Here is a 17,667-nt window from a genome sequence, read left to right on the forward strand (position 1 = left end):
CCATTGGGTGCAGTCAAATCCCAGTCTTTTGACTCACCTGCTTTATATTAAAATATTTAATTGTAAAATTTCAAAGCCTATTGAATTTCTATTGATAAATGGTATAACTTTTATAATGACTCATAAAGTTAAAATTCAGAATATTAATGAGGTGAGGGTTTTTGAAATTAAAAGTTTCCTGTATTCAAATGGATATCGCCTTCGGTGACCCTGAAAAAAATTATCAAGCTGCTGCAAATCTAATTGAAAAAGCCATGGAATCACATCCGGATATTATTGTCCTGCCTGAGCTTTGGACGACCGGATATGACCTAACCAGATTAGCAGAAATAGCCGACCTAAAAGCCCAGCAAACAATTGCCTTCCTCCAAGCAGCTGCAAAAAAACATCAGGTCCATTTTGTCGGAGGATCGGTTGCAAATCGAGTGGAAAAAGGAGTAAAGAATACCCTCCTCATTATTACAAAAGATGGCACTGTTACCCATCAATATGATAAACTTCATCTTTTTAAATTAATGGATGAACATCTCTACCTCAAGCCCGGAGCTGAAAAAGGCTTATTCCAAGTGGATGGTCAATTATTTGCTGGGGTCATTTGCTATGATATTCGCTTTCCTGAATGGATTCGTGCACATACATCAGAAGGAGCTAAAGCCCTATTTGTGGTAGCGGAATGGCCGGCGGCACGGTTAGAGCATTGGCGTGCTCTCTTGATCGCCAGAGCAATTGAAAATCAGTGCTATGTCATCGCCTGTAACAGATCTGGCAGTGACCCCAATAACCAATTTGCCGGACATTCACTCATAATTAATCCCTGGGGAGAGGTTTTGGCTGAAGCTGCAGAGAAGGAAGAGGTTCTCACTGCTGAGATTGATTTAGATCAAGTTTTAGAAATACGCAAGCTTATTCCGATTTTTGAGGATAGAAAACCAAACTCATACCATTAAAATTTTTTAAAAATTGTTAAAAGCAATCCGAACGTTTACATGGATTGCTTTTTTACATTTTTAATTGAGAGGGCAGCTCGATATAAAACGTAGTACCTCTTCCTTCTTCACTATCGATTGTAATTTTACCTTGGTGGTCTTTAATAATTCGATGACTAACCATTAACCCTAAGCCCGTTCCCTGTTCCTTTGTCGTAAAAAACGGTTCACCTAGCCTTTTTATCTTTTCTTTAGGAATTCCAGCCCCTCCATCTTGAATACTGATTTGAACGCGTTTTTCTTTCAACCTCCTCGTAGTAATCGTTACATTTCCACCTAGAGGCATCACTTCAATGGCATTTTTAATAATATTAATAAATACCTTTTTTAATTGGTTTGGCTCACAGAAGACAAGCGGCAGATGGCTGTCAATGTTTGTTATAAATTGAACATTATGAAGAGCAGCTTGCGCAGATAGTAAATCGACTGTTTCCTTCAAAATCTGGTTAAGGTCCTTTTCCTGAAATTTTATAGCCTGCGGCTTCGCAAGAATTAAAAATTCATTTATAATCGAATCAATTCGGGCCAGTTCAGAAGTGATTACCTGATAATACATCGGATGTTCTTTCGTGATATTTTCCTCAAGCAACTGAATGAAACCTTTTAGTGCCGTCATTGGATTACGAATTTCATGGGCAATTCCGGCAGCTAGTTCACCAATTACACTCAGTGTATCTGATTTGCGGAGCTGCTCCTCTATTTCCATCTTTTCAGTTATATCTTTAAATACGGTAAAATTTATCCCGGTCAGGATATCAAGTTTTGATGAACAGTCAAAATACCTAGTAGTTCCTTCTTCATCCGTGAAAATCATCGTGGTACACGTTTGTCCTTTTTCGAGTACTTGTTCAATATGTCTCAAGATCTCTTGCTTACCATCTTTCAAAATGATGTTCCGCTCATAGATCCGTTTACCTATCAAACGTTCTTTTGGAAGACCTATCATTTTTTCACCGGAACGATTCACATCGATAATACGGTGATCGTTATCCCATAGGAGGAGACCATCAATTGAATCTTCAAAAATACGTCTATATTTTTGCTCGTTCTCTTGAAAGTTAACTGTTTTATTCTGTATATCACTATTACCAATAGGTAAACTATCGTTTTTGTCCTGCTTCTCCACGTTAGACACCCCGCGAAATCCTTTTTCACTATCTACTATATTAAACCATATATTCTACATATATCGAGTAAAATCCTTTTAAGTCGACAAGCATATTTTCCTATTACAAACTGATTAGCAGACTTTTTAAGAAATGCAAAGAACGCAAAGCCCTTTACTACTTTGCGTTCTTTGTATTTTATAGAAGTGGATGTTCGTGTTTAGCTTTGAGACGCAGCCATCTTTTTTCAACTTCTGCTTCAAACTCTTCTAAAATTGGAAGATTCTCTTCTTTTAAAAGATGTTTTGCTTTTCCCATATACCTTAACCAATCAGAAAGTGGAACCCGTTTATTCTTATCTTCTGGATTGTACGTAATGGTGGTAACACCTTGTTCAATTTCATAGAGTGGGAAAAAACAAGAATTCACAGCCTCTTCGACAATTTTTGTACCATAACGGTCATCTGATTTCCAGTTTAACGGGCAAGCGATCAACAATTTCCCATAGACAGGTCCAACATTCTGTGCATACCATTGTGCTTTTGCACCTTTTTTTACTAAGTCCTGCGGGAATGCTTCAGAACCAGTAAATACATAGGGAATATTAGTTGCTGCCATGATTTGAGCAGTATCCTTATGGTGGAATGCTTTTCCACGCTGTACTTTTCCAACCCCGGATGTACTCGTCATATGTCCAATTGGTGTAGAGTACGACATTTGCGATCCCGTATTCATATAACCTTCATTATCATACTCAAGCATAATGAGTTTATGACCACGAAGAGCTGTTCCAATTGCAGAGCCCATTCCTATGTCCATACCTCCGTCACCAGTAATCATGACAAAAGTTGCCTCATCGGACACATTTATTTCACCACGGCGTTTTAGTTCCATAAATGCTTCAAGCGTTCCGGATAGTGTAGCTGCACCGTTTTGGAATAAATTATGAATCATCGTTTGTTTATGGGAAGTACTTGGATACCCAGTCGTTGTTACGTATGCACAGCCTGTTTGGAATAAAGTAACAATATCCCCCTCAATCCCCTTAAAGAATAATTCCAGACCGGCAAATATCCCACAGCCTGGACATGCACCATGTCCTGATGCGATGCGTTTTGGCTTACCTGTGAGAGCACGAAGCGGAGGAATTTTGACCTTTAATTTATTCGTTTCTTCATCCATTTTCACATCAATCAAACCTGTTTTGTACACATCACCATGTTGTGGCAAAATGACAGGCTTAAGAATGTTTTCCGGATTACCTGGAATATGTCCATAATAATCAAAAGGTTTTTCAGCATAGCCCTTTTCCATTGCTTCAATGGCCATAGTAAAGAAATTTTTAGCGTCATCCGCATAGAAGTCCTTTCCGCCTAGACCAAATACACGGCTTAACACAATGGTTTTGTTATCCTTGTCATCTTGCAGGGCTGATTTTACTTCATGGGTAAGGTTCGGCCCGTTTGCACCATATGAATCTGCACGCTCCCCAACTAATAGGGCTTTAACATTTTTAAGGGCTTCACGAATTTCTTTTGCCGGGAATGGACGGATAATATTAGGGCTGATGACTCCAGCTTTGATTCCCTGATTACGAAGCTGATCAACTACATCTTTTGCTGACTCAGCAGCAGAATTCAATAGAAATAGTGCAACCTCTGCATCTTCCATTCTATATAAATCGAGTACTTGATAATCTCTGCCAGATAGTTTTGCATAGTCAGCAGCCACTTCTTTGAAAACTTCACCTGCATTGTAAATAGCTTCCGATTGTTGGTAATGGTTATTGATAAAATCGTCACCACTCATATGGGCACCAATCGTAACTGGTTTGCTCAAATCTCGGACAAAGTTATAATCTGTTGGACATTCACCAACAAATTGCTGAACTACAGTTCTGTCCTTAAAGTATTCTACCCTGCGCTTTTGATGAGATGTGAAGAAACCATCATAGGCCACTATAACTGGTAAACGGACTTTTGAATGTTCGGCAATTTTTAGTGCCATAATATTCATATCATAAACCGCTTGAGGTGTTTTTGCAGTCAAAATAACCCAGCCGGTATTTAAGGCATAATAAAGGTCTGAGTGGTCCCCGCGAATATCTAGCGGTCCACTGACAGCTCGCGTGACAAGATTCATAACCATTGGGTAGCGAGTACCTGATTGGACAGGCATTTGTTCAAGCATATAGAGGAAACCATTCGCACTAGTCGCATTAATGACACGTGCACCTGTCGCAGCGGCTCCATAGCATATACCTGCTGAACCATGCTCCCCATCCGCTGGAATCAATTTTATATCATGTTGGCCGCGGGTTTTCATTTGATCCAAAAATTGGGCAACCTCTGTCGAAGGTGTAATTGGGAAATATCCCATGATATGATAATTAATTTGGGCTGCGGCCGTTGCAGCCATTTCATTTCCTGATTCAAAGGTAGAAACTTGCTCTGCCACACCCTGCTTGGTTAATTTATCTTCTAAAATCGCCATTATTGTACCCCTCCTGTAATATAAGGAAAGTTTTGCTTCACACGGTTTTCATCCGCATATCCCAAAATTTCTCGAAGATCGCCTAGTGCGTCGGTTGGACATGCTTCCACACACTTTAAGCAGCCCTTACAATATTGATAGTCAATCCCTTTAAGGAACATTTGCTTTCTGCCGCGTTTATCTTCCCCTTCTTCCCAAACAAAACAAAAGTCTGGACAAACATTATCACATGCTGCACAGTTTATGCATTTGTCCTGTTTGAATTCAGGCAGGAAGCCTTGCCTTGATCCACTTAAATCTTTAAAAATACTATTTGCCTGCGAAACCATCACTCCGCCAAGTTCTTGTGTCAAAAAACCGAGTGGCGGCAGCGGGCGTGTAAAGGATTTTCCTTCCGCACCTTCTGGCACTTCATAGGTTTTAAATTGAACTTCATTATAGCCGCGGTCAAATGTCCTGATATTTGGTTCAACAAGGTGGGGATATTTTTTCGTAAATGTTTTCCGAATCACATCTCTCATTGATTCGGGATTTAGGAAATCACAAATTCGATATAAAGCGCCAAGCATGGCTGTATTTACTTTCGTTTTCTCCTCTAATGCGATTGTTAAGGCATCGACGATCGCAAGTGTTCCATATTCTAAATGCAAATCTTTTTTTACATCATCAAATTCTCTTGCTGTATTAACTAAAACAATACCATCCGCAGCCAAGCCGCTTACCACATTTACCGTTTTATATAATGCTTCATGGAAAACTCCAACAATATGCGGCTGCTCAATTGGGCTATGGTCGCGAATCTCAACATCAGGATCACAAAAACGGATGAAGCTCTTTACGGGTGACCCCTTTTTTTCCGATCCATAGGATGAAAAATTCGAGCCTCTTAACCCAAGACTTAAGACCCCCGCCTCGGCTAACATTTTTCCTGCCAGATTTGCCCCTAGGCCGCCAATTGATTCTAATCGGATTTCAAAAAATCCTAGTTCATTCTTTTTCGGTAAAATAGACATAATGTCCCTCCCCATTTTCGTTCCAAAAATTACGAAATAATCAATAAATCACTTTTCCCTTTCGTTATTGTAGGACAATTAGGAAGTTTAATCTGTGATAAAAGTCAAACATCTGCCAGAAATTTTTGGAACACATTATTTTTTTTCAAAAAAACATTATTAGGTCAGACTTTAAACCGCTTGCTTAATTGTATAACAGATTTAATTCTGTAATATAACAGCAAGTGCCATTCCGTTAACTTCCATAGGGATATCACTAGTTGGATGATATACAGTTTGGCTAATACTCTTTTGGTCTAAAATAGGCTATAATTATTATTTGGTCATAATTTATAAAGGAGCAATCATATGAATGTTATTTGTTCTACACTGAATGCTAAGTTTATACATACAAATCTTGCCATTCGTTATTTAAAAGCCTATGCAGCCCCGGAATTTACCATTATGTTAAAAGAATATACTATTAAGGATCCGGTCCTAAATATTGTTTCGGACCTATACCAAGCAAAACCGGACGTCATCGGGTTCAGCTGCTATATTTGGAATATAGAGGAAACACTCAAAGTAGTTAATATGTTAAAAAAGGTTGATCCATCGATTTTGATTATTTTAGGGGGACCAGAGGTAACTTACGATACAGCCGAATGGATGGAAAAATACCCTGAGGTGGATTTTATTGTAATTGGGGAAGGAGAACAAACCTTTAAACAGCTTCTCCATGAAATTAGTGGCGCCAAAGATTATCGAAATGTCCATGGTATTGCATATAGGGGAAATGGAGAAGTGAAAATAACTCCCCAAATGAATAAGCTAGATCTTAAAGAATTACCATCACCCTATCGTTTTCCTGAGGATATCGCTGTTTTAGGAAAGCGTGTCACTTATGTTGAGACAAGCAGAGGCTGTCCATTTAGCTGTCAATTCTGCCTCTCTTCCATCGAGGTCGGGGTTAGATATTTTGATCGTGAAAAAATCAAAGCCGACATTCGCTATCTTATGGACAATGGGGCTAAAACCATTAAGTTTGTGGACCGTACTTTTAATATCAGCAGAAGCTACGCATTAGAAATGTTCCGTTTCCTTATTGATGAACATTTGCCCGGAACAGTTTTTCAATTTGAAATAACTGCAGATATTATGCGTCCGGAGGTCATTGAATTCTTAAATCAAGAAGCTCCAAAAGGACTTTTTCGATTTGAAATTGGCGTACAGTCTACCAATGACTACACGAATGAGCTGGTAAGACGAAAACAAAATTTTGAAAAGCTAACAAGAACAGTCACGATGGTCAAAGAAGGACGAAAAATTGACCAACATCTTGATTTGATTGCCGGGCTTCCTGAAGAAGATTATTCATCCTTCCGAAAAACATTCAATGATGTATTCGAAATGAGACCGGAAGAATTACAATTGGGATTTTTAAAAATGCTTAGAGGGACAGGGGTTCGTCTCCGCGCTGACGAACATCACTATGTATATATGGACCATTCACCATATGAAATATTAAGTAATAATGTCCTATCGTTTGATGATATCGTTAGAATAAAACAGGTTGAGGACGTATTGGAGAAATATTGGAATGATCATCGAATGGATTATACGGTTGAATATCTTGTCAGCCATGTATTTCCATCCCCATTTGACTTTTTCCAAGAGTTTGGTTCCTACTGGGACAATAAAGGATGGTCCCGAATCGGCCATCAGCTGGAGGATTTATTTCGGAGATTATACTCATTTTTAGAGGCACGCTCCGTAGAAAACCTAGAAATTATTGCAGGGTTAATGAAGTACGATTATTTAAGGAATCACAAATACAAGCCTAGAAAGCCTTGGTGGGCAGCCTCGTTGGATAAGAGCGAGCGGTCACAGCTTTATAAGCAATTAATGGACAATCCAACCATGCTGGGGGATCAGTTCAGTCAACTGCAGCTTGACGAAAAGGATTTATATAAGCATACGCTGCTTGAAGAGTTAACCTTTGATTTAGGTGAGTATTTAACAACAGGACACTTAAAAAAGAAAACAGGATACCTATTAGTGTTCTTTGATCCAAGCAGAGACCAAACTTTATTATTTCCATTCTAATTTCTTAATAAAGCCGGGGAGCCCCGGCTTTTTTATTTTTTTTTGATTTTCTTTAAATCTTTTTTCGTTTCATAAAGCTTAACCCCATTTACCTCACCTATTTCAACACTGAATTCTTCCATTGATTTGGGGTCTTGATTGGTATGCATCTTGACCATTAGCTTCTACCTTTTTTACCTTGCTTCGAATTACGATTTTGGAACCGCATGGCATTATTATTATCTGTAAACTCTGCGGAAAATTCACTTTCCTGAACATTTTTGTGAGGGGTTTTTGAATATTTTTCCACTGCATTAAATTCTGCTTTTCGCTTTGCCATTTAACATCCTCCCAAAGATAAGATAATACATCTTTAGTTTAAGCAAAGTGCCTTGGTTCATTCCTTTCCTTATTTTTCTTAAATAAATTTGATATTCAAACAGAAAATAAAAGAAAAAGGAGTGAACAGAACATGAAAAAATCAAATCATAAACAGTCCTCCGAGAAGGTAACGATTGATGAAACCATGCCTCATCAAATAAATGCCCCAAGTTTTGAAGGGACAGGTATTAAAATGGAGACCCCTTTTGTAAATAAATTTGGAGTAACCATTGGCGACAGTTTATACGCTTCCGAGAATTCTCCTCTAGAAAATTGGTCTGAGGAAACAGATCCCGCCATCATGTCTGGAGACGATTGGGTTCATCCGACAAATGACATCGGCTGGAATACATCGGAAAACCGTGAACTGCTTGACAGCAAAAGAAAACCACAAGCCTATCCCTTTATGCATCCGACAAAGGATGTTAGTAAAGGGTCTGATTAATGGAATTATCCAATTCCGAAAAACATTACCACTTATAGAAATTTAAAAGGGTATAAATACTATAAATACAGAGGTCAAACCTCCTCTGTATCCTAATTTTGCATAGTGCGTACATTTGAATGGTGGCGACGAGGCTAAAAAAGTTAACAAGGAAATTCTCAACTTTCCTAAGACAAAGGAGTGTCAATGATGGCAAATAGCAGTAATAAATTGTTAGTACCTGGAATCGAACAGTACTTGGACCAGGTAAAATATGAAATTGCCCAAGAATTTGGAGTTCAATTAGGCTCTGATACTGTTTCAAGAGCAAACGGTTCTGTGGGCGGAGAAATCACCAAAAGATTAGTCCAACAGGCACAAGCTCAATTATCCGGGCAAAATAATAACCAATAATTGAATAAATATGGAAAAAAGTCCGGTTTAAGACCGGACTTTTATTTATGTTTATTATTATTAGTTTGCTCTTTTGGATTTGGCTTCTTTTCATGGTTATTTGGAATGGCAGCTTTACCATGTGAATTCGATTGGTTCTTTGCGGAAGAATGCGGCTGTTGTTTTAACTGTTGTTTCATTTGCTGTTTGGCCTGTTTGTTATTATTTCCCTGATCTTGTTTCGATTGATTTTCTGCTTTTTTTAGTTGTCCTGGCGGGACTGTCTTTCCCACAGATACATTTGTACTAATAACCTTTTTCTCTTTAGGTTCTGCTGCATTCTCATTATTAACCTTCTTTTGCTGTCCCGGCGGATTTACAACGTTTGGTGGTAATGGAACTGTGTTAAGCTTCTGGTTCTCATTCTTTTCCTTCTGTTTTTCCTTTTGGCGGAGGCGGGATTGATATTTATCTTCTTGATATTTGCCAGTAGTAATTCCTAGATTATGGGCCTTATAACGATCTTCCTGAGTTGCATTAAACACGGTTAACTCTAGCTCTTTCTTAACTGCTGACGCTTTAATCTCGTCTATATTCTTTTGCAGTTCTTTTTCAAATTGCTCATCCTGCTCTTTCGCACGAACAGTTGAAATAATCACTTCCTGATTATTTTCTAACTGACCAGCTTGTTTCATCTCTTCTAAGATAGATTGAGTAATTTCCGAAACATCCTTTTTCTTCCAGTTACTTAGTTTTGAAATAACCTCTTTACCTTCTTTATTGAACCCTGCTATTTTTACAACTTGCATCTTTTTATTTACACCAAGTTCAATACTCGAGTTTGCATCAATTGACATATAAGCGTATGCTTTATTATTTTGATGCAACGGAAGAAAGGAACCAAGTAAGATAAAAAGGGCAGCCATTACGGCCCATACACTTCTGGCTTTAAACATTTTTCTTAATAAAGATATTGATTCCCTTGTTTGATTAGCCGTAATCGGAAAGAAATGGATTTCCTCCCCAATCGTATAGAGTTGTTCTTGTTTTTTTGTCCTCAAAAACTCACCCTCAGGGGTTAAAAGAGTTAAGAAAGCATCGTCTATCTCCATGATAATTCCTTTTTTCATATATCCAGCACCCCCTTTATATAATTCTTCATATACACATAATCACTAGATAAAATAAGTGCTACGGCAATAATATATTTTCGATTCCGTTCAATCGTTTTTCGGCTGACCTTTACCATTGTCTCTAACTGTTTGATAGGCAGGCGTTTTTTTTCCAGTAATATTTCTTTTAACTCTGGATTGGCAACAAGCACTTTCGCTGTTTGAATGGCACTTATACGAGCATCCGTATGCTTTGGTGAATTATCCACTAAGTCACTAAAACTTAAACCAAAAGAGGCCAGCACTTTTTGGAAATGAAGTATTTCATCTTTCCTTAATTGATCATCATTTTTCTTATGAAATTCATCAAGAGAAAGTTCATTGACAATCACAGTTCCTGGTGATTCTTCCTCTTGTAATGGATTGGTGATATCGATACTGATATGCTGATCTTTCGTTTGTTTACGTATATAGTCTATTACTCTTCTCTTTATAATGACTTCGGAAAAACTCAATAACGAGCTTCCCCGGTCTGGAGAATATTTTTCAATGGCTTCATTAAATGCAATAAGTCCAATGCTAAATTCATCATCGGATTCATAAATATAACGTCTGCAAACGGAAGAAACGGTTTTAGCAATAAAGGGCTTATAGGAATCAATTAAGTGATTCAACAACTCTTGATCACCATTTTGGACTAATAGAACAGTCTCTTCCAAAGTTCTTTTTTTCTTGGTTTTAAACAATAAACTTAGCATGCGCTCACCTCTATTCGTCCCATTATAACATATATATCGTTACTTAAGACGTTGCAGGAATAAGCATTCATGTATAGAAAACCCCAAGAATGGCAGTCCTTTTTACGTTTATTGTTTAAATTATATATATATATTACTGTTCTCCTCTCATTTTCAATTCTTTTTTCAAGAACTTTGTGTCCGCATTTTACTACATAGGTACGTTTCTTTAAGAACTATTTCTGGGGGTTGGAAAATAAAAATTTTTACCAATCAAAAAAAACTAGCCAACGATCATGGTCCGAGTAAGTGATTTAAAGTACTTTCGGTTTGCACACGAACCTAAGTGATAAAAATAAAAAACTTTAAATCAAATAAGTGATTTAAAGCTTTTCATTCGCTCTATCGGGACTTTTATCCCTTACTTTTAAAATTCTTTTTATCCCGCCGCCTACAAGTAACCCCGGGATGAGGAAAATCATTGGTAAAAAAATAGGTCCTGGATGTATGTCAAAAAAAGTGACCTTTGGTGAGACCATTAAACCGACTGTTACAAAGTAAGCCCCGAAAACAAAAGGCAAATAAGAATACTTTTCCTCCGCTGGCATTGCAAGTCGATAGGCATCCCACATTGAAAACATGTAAATACAAGGATAAAACATAAGCCATTGATAATTTACCACCATCTCAGCCTGTTCTATTTCACCTAAGAAGCTGTGCATAATGGCTCGATTAAAATGACTATTTACATTCATAATAAACTCTAAAACAACAAATAAGACCCCTTTTATATACTGCCCTGTTAATAATTGGGTAAAACCTGGGAAGGCAATGTTCCAAAGAACTGCTTCCAATCTGCTCATTTTTTTCATTTCTCTATCCCGTTTCATTATGGCATTTAAGAAGAAAAACTTCTCCACTTAGCTTAACCATTCCTATGCCAAATTAACGAGGATAAGCTGAATATTTTCCAATAAATTTCCATTTTATGTAAAGTCACTAGTTCATAAAAAAAAACAGCGGATGCTTCCGCTGTTTTTATGACTTAACTATTCGTGTTGGTCCATTGGATTATAAAGTTTAACATCTGGATTTTTTTCTTGAAACCATCTTAATGCAAAATCATTTTCAAATAAAAAGACATAATGATCATATCTGTCTTTTACCAGCAAACTTCTCGAACTAGAAAGGTTTTCATCGACAGTCTCATTTTCAACCCACCTAGCAATTTTTGAACCCATGCGCTCCATTAAAACCTCGGCATTGTATTCATTTCTCATCCTATGTTCGAATACCTCAAATTGTAGCTGACCGACCGCACCTAATAAATATTCTTCCATCCTCACTGTCTTAAAGAGCTGAATAGCCCCTTCCTGAACGAGCTGTTGAATACCTTTATAGAAGGATTTTTGCTTCATCACGTTTTTAGCAGAAACCCTCACATATAATTCAGGTGTAAACTGTGGCAGCCTCTCATATTGAAAGTCATTTTTACCAGTCGTTAAGGTATCGCCAATTTGATAAGTACCTGTATCATACAATCCGATAATATCTCCACTAACAGCTTCTTCAACTGTATTTCGTTCTTCTGCCATAAAAGATGTTGACTGAGATAGCTTTAATTGTTTTCCTAAACGCGGTATATTAACAGTCATTCCCCGTTCGAACTTACCTGAACAAACACGTACAAAGGCAATCCGGTCGCGGTGTGCAGGATTCATATTCGCTTGGATTTTAAACACAAATCCCGAAAATTGTTCCGCTAAAGGATCAATTTCACCTATGGATGAATTACGCGCTTTGGGAGGCGGTGCAAATTGCAGATAAGACTCTAAAAAAGTCTGAACACCGAAATTTGTTAAGGCACTTCCGAAGAATACTGGAATTAGATTCCCTTCCGCTATTCTTTCTGCTGAGAACTCATTACCAGCTTCATTAAGCAGGAGAATTTCATCAAGTGTTTGATCATAAAGGCCGGAATCTTTTATCGGATGCTCTCCGACTATTTCCCCTTCGTCATTTAACGGAATAAACCTCTCCTCATCACTTACACGGAATTGTTCAACCCGTTTATGGAAACGGTCATAAATACCTAGGAATTCCTTTCCCATTCCGATTGGCCAATTCATTGGATAAGATTCAATTCCGAGGACTTCTTCTAGTTCGGCTAGAAGTTCAAGCGGTGCTTTCCCTTGGCGGTCAAGCTTATTCATAAACGTAAATATTGGAATACCGCGCATGCGGCACACTTTAAAAAGTTTTAGGGTCTGTTCTTCAATCCCTTTTGCTGAGTCAATAATCATTACTGCACTGTCAACAGCCATCAAAGTCCTGTACGTATCTTCACTGAAATCTTGATGTCCAGGGGTATCAAGAATATTGACCCTAAATCCATCATAATCAAATTGCATAACACTGGAGGTAACGGAAATTCCACGTTGTTTCTCGATTTCCATCCAGTCACTTGTAGCAAACTTTCCTGTTTTTTTGGCTTTAACGGTACCAGCGTCTCTTATAGCTCCACCAAATAATAGTAATTTTTCTGTTAATGTAGTTTTACCGGCATCCGGGTGGGATATAATCGCAAATGTGCGGCGTGATAATACTTCTTCTTTAAAATTGTTACCCATCTTGTCTTCCTCTCTTTAACAAAGAAGTCATACTTCTCTAAATAAGGCTCTTTCCCGCGAAACTGCGTATAAAGGAACCAATCAGCTATTTCGGGCAGTATATGCCTGTTATAGCAGAAATTTTTATCCATAACTTCAATCTTATCTCGCAAACGCTAACTTTGCAATAGATGGTTTTCTGTTGAATTCTCTTTTATGATGGTAATGAAAAGATTATAATATAAGTAATAATAAAATATTCAATGACTTGGGAGGAACTATGCATAATCAGACAGTTGACCAACAAACCCTAAACTTATTACACAGAGCGTTTGAAATTGTTCTTGACCAACATAAGCTCTCTTATAATAAAATTGGCATCTCCGAAGAAGGAGAGCAACTCTTATTTTTGTATGAAACAAACGATGAAAAGGTTCACGTCTTTAAATGGAGCAAGGCAGCATCTGTCGGAATAAGTATTGGCACATTGGCCCAAAGCGTGCTTACTCCAATCATTCCACAACTTCGCTTATTATCCTAACGTTATAGCACACGATCGAGCTTTCAGGATGGTGTGTTTTTTATAGCTTTTACTAGTTCCTTTCTTCCACTGATTCCCACATCCATTTTTCTGGAAATAGCTTTATAATAATTATATTACTCTATTGGAGGAGATGAAGAGAGTTGAATAAAAGTAAAAAGATAGTTTCAAAGTTTATCCCGCTGATTACAGCGTTCATTATAGTCATTTCAGGTATGATTTGGTACATTCAAACAACATATAAGGAAATCTCAATTCCTTTCTCTTCTGTGGAGAAAACGATTCAAGCACAAAATGGAAAGGCCGTTACACTTACTGAACAAGCGGACGGAAGCTTGTATATGAAAGCTGGCGCTAACGAATATGTATCCCATATTCCTCCCAATAGTCAAATGATTGAGAAACTGGTTGAAAAGTACAATATTAATTACACCTATACTACCGGCACCCGATACGGTAAATGGGTACTGGGCGGAGTAATTATTTTATTTGCCGGTGCTGCTGTTGCCCTTCAAAAAACAAAGGGCGGCTTTGGCCTGGGTAATTCAATGAAAAATAGTGTTGCCAAGTCACGCCCTCTTCCTGCTATCTGTTTAGACGATGTAGGGGGTATTGGAACTGAAATGAAAGAAGAAATTTTTCAGACTTTATCCTCTTTAAAAGAACCTGAGCGTGCGCTTAAACTGGGAATAAAGCCTCCGAAAGGAATTCTTTTATATGGACCTCCTGGGACGGGAAAAACGCTCTTAGCCCAAGCAATGGCACGAGAGTTAAATGCATCCTTTTTCTCTACAAGTGGTTCAGCATTCAATGAACTGTTTGTAGGTGTTGGTGCAAGCCGAGTTCGTTCCCTGTTCCAAACAGCACGAAAACAGGCACCTGCCGTTGTCTTTATTGATGAAGTGGACGCACTTGCAGGAAAGCGTAAGGCTCATGGAGGCGAAGAAGCAGAAAAAACCTTAACCGAACTTCTTGTTCAGCTTGATGGCGGTCATTCTAATGATGGTATTTTATTTATCGCGGCTACCAATAGAAAAGATATGCTGGATGAAGCCTTCCTTCGTCCTGGACGAATTGACTTCTCCTTCCATGTATCTCTGCCAGATACAAAAGGAAGAAGAGAAATTATCGAAATTCATACAAAAGGAAAGGCGCTTGCAAAAGATGTCTTTGCATCCCTTGATGATTTAGCAGAAAGTACCTCTGGATTCTCGGGTGCTGAACTGCAGTCTCTTTTTGAAACAGCAGCAAGACGTGCAGTTAGAAATGGTCATGAGGTAATTACTAAACGGGACCTGGATTACGCACTTGACCGGACGATATTAGGCAGTACTTCTCGTTCTTTACAGGACCTTGACACAAAACGCAGGGTGGCCATCCATGAGGCGGGACATGCAATTGTAGCTTCCTTAACAAAACCCGGTTCAGTTCGAAAGGCAACGATTATACCTCGTGGTGAGGCCCTTGGTTATGTAGCACCGATTCCGAAAGAATTGCATTTATCAACAACAAGTGACTTGCTTGACCGTGTGGCAATGGTCTTAGCTGGTGGTGTGGCTGAGAGAATGTTACTTGGTGAACATAGCATCGGTGTGAGTGGTGATGTTCAGCAGGCAAAACATCTGATTGAACAAATGGTCGACATTGGCATGCTTGAAGATGGTTTTACATTAACTTTTAACAAGCAAGATAAGGAAATCAAAATGCAGGAATTATTTGCAAAAGGTTTAGAAAAAGCTGAAACCTTGATTAAGAACCATCAACCACAGTATCAACAATTAGTCGAAGCATTATTAAAAAATGAAACATTAGAAGGCACGGAAGTTGAAACCATCGTCACAGGTCAAACAAACGATGTTGTTTTTGCCTAATAGCACCAGGTGCACATACTGCACCTGGTTTTGTTTTTTTATAGTTGGGTAAATATCTAATGAATTTTTATTTTCGTGGTAAACTAAGCTAGAATTCCGTTAAAGGAAGTGAACTCTATGAACAGCGATGATAAATTAATCGAAAAAGAGCACAATAAATACATTCACAATGCTAAAGAATATCTCGCAAACCCTAAAAAAATAAAGGATCTGCTTCATAAAGTGATCGAAAAAGCAACTGATAGAAAAGGGTATCTAGGGGATGCATGGGATAAACTGCAGTTATTTGTTGATTTAGTCAAAGCATACTCTAAAGGTGAGTATAAGAATGTTCAACCAAGTACCATCGTGACGATTATTGGTGCTCTGCTCTATTTTGTTTCCCCGATTGATTTAGTTCCTGATTTTATTATTGGCCTTGGCCTCTTTGATGACGCTGCAGTTATTGGTTTGACACTAAAGAAATTAGCGAAAGAACTTGATCAATTTAAGCAATGGAAAAGCACTAATACGATTCCGTTAGAAAACCCGCTTGATTAACCAAGCGGGTTGACTAGTTAGTTAGATAACTTAAGTAGGGCTTTAATTCTTAACTACCATCTAAAGCAAGCAGCGCCTACAATAATTAATAAGATAAATAAAACGACGATTAATGCAAATCCGCCGCCAAAACCATATCCACCGCCGTAGCCACAGCCACAGCCGCCGCCATAGCCAAATCCACCGTATCCAAACATTTTATTTCCTCCCTTCTAACTTAATAGAACCCGCAACCCCAAGAAGCTCCAATAATAATTAATAAAATGAATAAAACGACTAGCAGGGCAAATCCGCCGCCATAGCCACCTACTGCACCAGACATTTACATTACCTCCTTTATCGATTTCCATATATCCTATTCACCTAGATATCAATGTGCGATAGACACATATCCATATTAGGCTTATCCCCAAAAAAAGAATAAGCCCATTCTTTGCTCATGCCTTATGACCTTAACCTATATCTTTCCAATCATTTAACAGCAGACACACAAGCAGATACCCAGTTGACAAATTGTTTTGTTTTTCTTACCATGTTCACAATAAAGCGTGGAGGTAAATCTTATTGAAATTTACTACAGCCATTTGGAGATGGGTCAATTTATTGTTAACTCAAAAAAGAATGAAAATTAACAAAGCTTTTGATCATCGTTCTCCTTTGAAAATCGGCCATAGAGGAGCAGCCGGATACTGCCCTGAAAATACTTTTGCTTCTTTTCATAAAGCATTGCAACTTGGTGTGGATTTCATTGAAATAGATGTTCAGATGACAAAAGATGAACAGTTGGTGGTCATACATGACCCAACGGTTAATCGAACAACAAACGGAAAAGGAAAAGTGAAGGATTTTACATTAAAAGAAATTCAAGCACTGGATGCAGGCAGCTGGTTTGACCCTAAATTTAGTGGTGAAAAGATCCCTTCATTATATGAATTTCTAGACGAGTTTGGAGGTAAAGTTGGTATATTGCTGGAGATCAAAAATCCAACTCTTTACCCTGGAATTGAGGAAAAAATTGCAAATGAGCTTTTACAGAGAGGACTTACAAGCACTGAAGGATTTCAAGTGATCATCCAATCTTTTGATCAAAACTCACTAAAAAAATTTCACCAACTAATTCCTTCCATCCAACTAGGAGTCTTATTAAAAAGGGTCAGCGGTAAAGGTATCTCGAATCAAGAATTGGTTTCCTTCTTAAGCTTTGCTTCCTATGTCAATCCTAAAATCACCATGGTAAACAAACGGCTGATTAGAAGGATTCACCAGCATGGCTTTAAAACTCTTGTATGGACAATAAGAAAAAGAAATGAAGTAAATCTTTTGATGCATTTTCATATAGAAGGGGTCATTAGTGACTACCCAGATTTCTTAAATCAATAAAAGGGCATCTCCCTAAT

The 17,667-nt window shown here is 38.0% G+C and carries 18 protein-coding genes and 1 pseudogene; 8 read left to right on the forward strand and 11 right to left on the reverse strand.

From position 1 onward, the window contains the following. Positions 1-161: 161 nt before the first annotated feature. Positions 162-947 carry a carbon-nitrogen family hydrolase gene (locus V7077_RS15865; protein ID WP_335503667.1) on the forward strand — a complete coding sequence of 262 codons (786 nt, stop codon included), beginning with the start codon at positions 162-164 and terminating at the stop codon, positions 945-947. Between the two features lie 52 nt (positions 948-999). On the opposite strand, the gene V7077_RS15870 is transcribed toward V7077_RS15865, so the two are convergent. The 3 genes from V7077_RS15870 to V7077_RS15880 form a co-directional block, all read right to left on the reverse strand. Further along, entirely contained in the window at positions 1,000-2,112 is a 1,113-nt protein-coding gene (locus tag V7077_RS15870; RefSeq protein ID WP_335503670.1) for a PAS domain-containing sensor histidine kinase, read from the reverse strand. 178 nt (positions 2,113-2,290) lie between these two features. Beyond that, positions 2,291-4,585, reverse strand: coding sequence for a thiamine pyrophosphate-dependent enzyme (locus V7077_RS15875; protein WP_335503672.1), 2,295 nt, complete (start codon positions 4,583-4,585; stop codon positions 2,291-2,293). Beyond that, on the reverse strand, positions 4,585-5,598 hold the full coding sequence (locus tag V7077_RS15880) for a 2-oxoacid:acceptor oxidoreductase family protein (protein ID WP_335503675.1): 1,014 nt from the start codon (positions 5,596-5,598) through the stop codon (positions 4,585-4,587). Before V7077_RS15880 ends, V7077_RS15875 begins: the two co-directional genes overlap by 1 nt. A 348-nt stretch (positions 5,599-5,946) precedes the next feature. Between V7077_RS15880 and V7077_RS15885 the strand changes: the two genes are divergently transcribed. Then, positions 5,947-7,683 (forward strand): B12-binding domain-containing radical SAM protein, encoded by a 1,737-nt coding sequence (locus V7077_RS15885; protein WP_335503676.1) that lies wholly within the window; start codon positions 5,947-5,949, stop codon positions 7,681-7,683. Positions 7,684-7,715: 32 nt separating this feature from the next. Here V7077_RS15885 and V7077_RS15890 read toward each other — a convergent pair whose 3' ends face one another. After that, positions 7,716-7,841 (reverse strand): hypothetical protein, encoded by a 126-nt coding sequence (locus V7077_RS15890; protein ID WP_335503679.1) that lies wholly within the window; start codon positions 7,839-7,841, stop codon positions 7,716-7,718. Next, a complete protein-coding gene (locus V7077_RS15895; protein ID WP_335503683.1) occupies positions 7,841-8,002 on the reverse strand; it encodes a hypothetical protein in 162 nt (53 codons plus the stop codon). The genes V7077_RS15890 and V7077_RS15895 overlap by 1 nt, the downstream gene beginning before the upstream one ends. A gap of 132 nt (positions 8,003-8,134) precedes the next feature. Between V7077_RS15895 and V7077_RS15900 the strand changes: the two genes are divergently transcribed. After that, positions 8,135-8,488: a DUF3905 domain-containing protein gene (locus tag V7077_RS15900; RefSeq protein ID WP_335503686.1), complete on the forward strand. Its 354-nt coding sequence runs from the start codon at positions 8,135-8,137 to the stop codon at positions 8,486-8,488. A gap of 189 nt (positions 8,489-8,677) precedes the next feature. After that, positions 8,678-8,881 carry an alpha/beta-type small acid-soluble spore protein gene (locus tag V7077_RS15905; RefSeq protein ID WP_335503689.1) on the forward strand — a complete coding sequence of 68 codons (204 nt, stop codon included), beginning with the start codon at positions 8,678-8,680 and terminating at the stop codon, positions 8,879-8,881. Between the two features lie 41 nt (positions 8,882-8,922). Here V7077_RS15905 and V7077_RS15910 read toward each other — a convergent pair whose 3' ends face one another. From V7077_RS15910 to V7077_RS15925, 4 genes are all read right to left on the reverse strand, one after another. Then, on the reverse strand, positions 8,923-9,990 hold the full coding sequence (locus V7077_RS15910) for an anti-sigma factor domain-containing protein (protein WP_335503691.1): 1,068 nt from the start codon (positions 9,988-9,990) through the stop codon (positions 8,923-8,925). Then, a complete protein-coding gene (gene sigI, locus V7077_RS15915) occupies positions 9,987-10,730 on the reverse strand; it encodes an RNA polymerase sigma factor SigI (RefSeq protein ID WP_335503694.1) in 744 nt (247 codons plus the stop codon). The genes V7077_RS15910 and sigI overlap by 4 nt, the downstream gene beginning before the upstream one ends. A 362-nt stretch (positions 10,731-11,092) precedes the next feature. After that, on the reverse strand, positions 11,093-11,581 hold the full coding sequence (locus tag V7077_RS15920; RefSeq protein WP_335503697.1) for a hypothetical protein: 489 nt from the start codon (positions 11,579-11,581) through the stop codon (positions 11,093-11,095). A 177-nt stretch (positions 11,582-11,758) separates the two neighbouring features. Further along, positions 11,759-13,339 (reverse strand): peptide chain release factor 3, encoded by a 1,581-nt coding sequence (locus tag V7077_RS15925; protein ID WP_335503700.1) that lies wholly within the window; start codon positions 13,337-13,339, stop codon positions 11,759-11,761. 259 nt (positions 13,340-13,598) lie between these two features. Here V7077_RS15925 and V7077_RS15930 point away from each other — a divergent pair, with 259 nt between their 5' ends. From V7077_RS15930 to V7077_RS15940, 3 genes are all read left to right on the forward strand, one after another. Then, on the forward strand, positions 13,599-13,859 hold the full coding sequence (locus V7077_RS15930) for a hypothetical protein (protein WP_335503703.1): 261 nt from the start codon (positions 13,599-13,601) through the stop codon (positions 13,857-13,859). A 143-nt stretch (positions 13,860-14,002) separates the two neighbouring features. After that, complete coding sequence (locus V7077_RS15935; protein WP_335503706.1) at positions 14,003-15,730, forward strand: AAA family ATPase; 1,728 nt, start codon at positions 14,003-14,005, stop codon at positions 15,728-15,730. 117 nt (positions 15,731-15,847) lie between these two features. Further along, the gene (locus V7077_RS15940; protein WP_335503709.1) at positions 15,848-16,270 is read left to right on the forward strand and encodes a YkvA family protein; all 423 of its coding nucleotides are present in this window, start codon (positions 15,848-15,850) and stop codon (positions 16,268-16,270) included. A 53-nt stretch (positions 16,271-16,323) separates the two neighbouring features. Here V7077_RS15940 and V7077_RS27755 read toward each other — a convergent pair. Next, positions 16,324-16,413: pseudogene (locus V7077_RS27755) on the reverse strand (YjcZ family sporulation protein); the annotation flags it as partial. A 74-nt stretch (positions 16,414-16,487) separates the two neighbouring features. Further along, positions 16,488-16,592 (reverse strand): YjcZ family sporulation protein, encoded by a 105-nt coding sequence (locus tag V7077_RS15950; protein WP_144562660.1) that lies wholly within the window; start codon positions 16,590-16,592, stop codon positions 16,488-16,490. Between the two features lie 242 nt (positions 16,593-16,834). On the opposite strand from V7077_RS15950, the gene V7077_RS15955 reads away from it, so the two are divergent. Further along, complete coding sequence (locus V7077_RS15955) at positions 16,835-17,650, forward strand: glycerophosphodiester phosphodiesterase (RefSeq protein WP_335503714.1); 816 nt, start codon at positions 16,835-16,837, stop codon at positions 17,648-17,650. Positions 17,651-17,667 lie beyond the last annotated feature (17 nt).

This window comes from Neobacillus vireti (assembly GCF_036962465.1).
GTDB classification, from domain to species: Bacteria; Bacillota; Bacilli; order Bacillales; family Cytobacillaceae; genus Neobacillus; species Neobacillus vireti_B.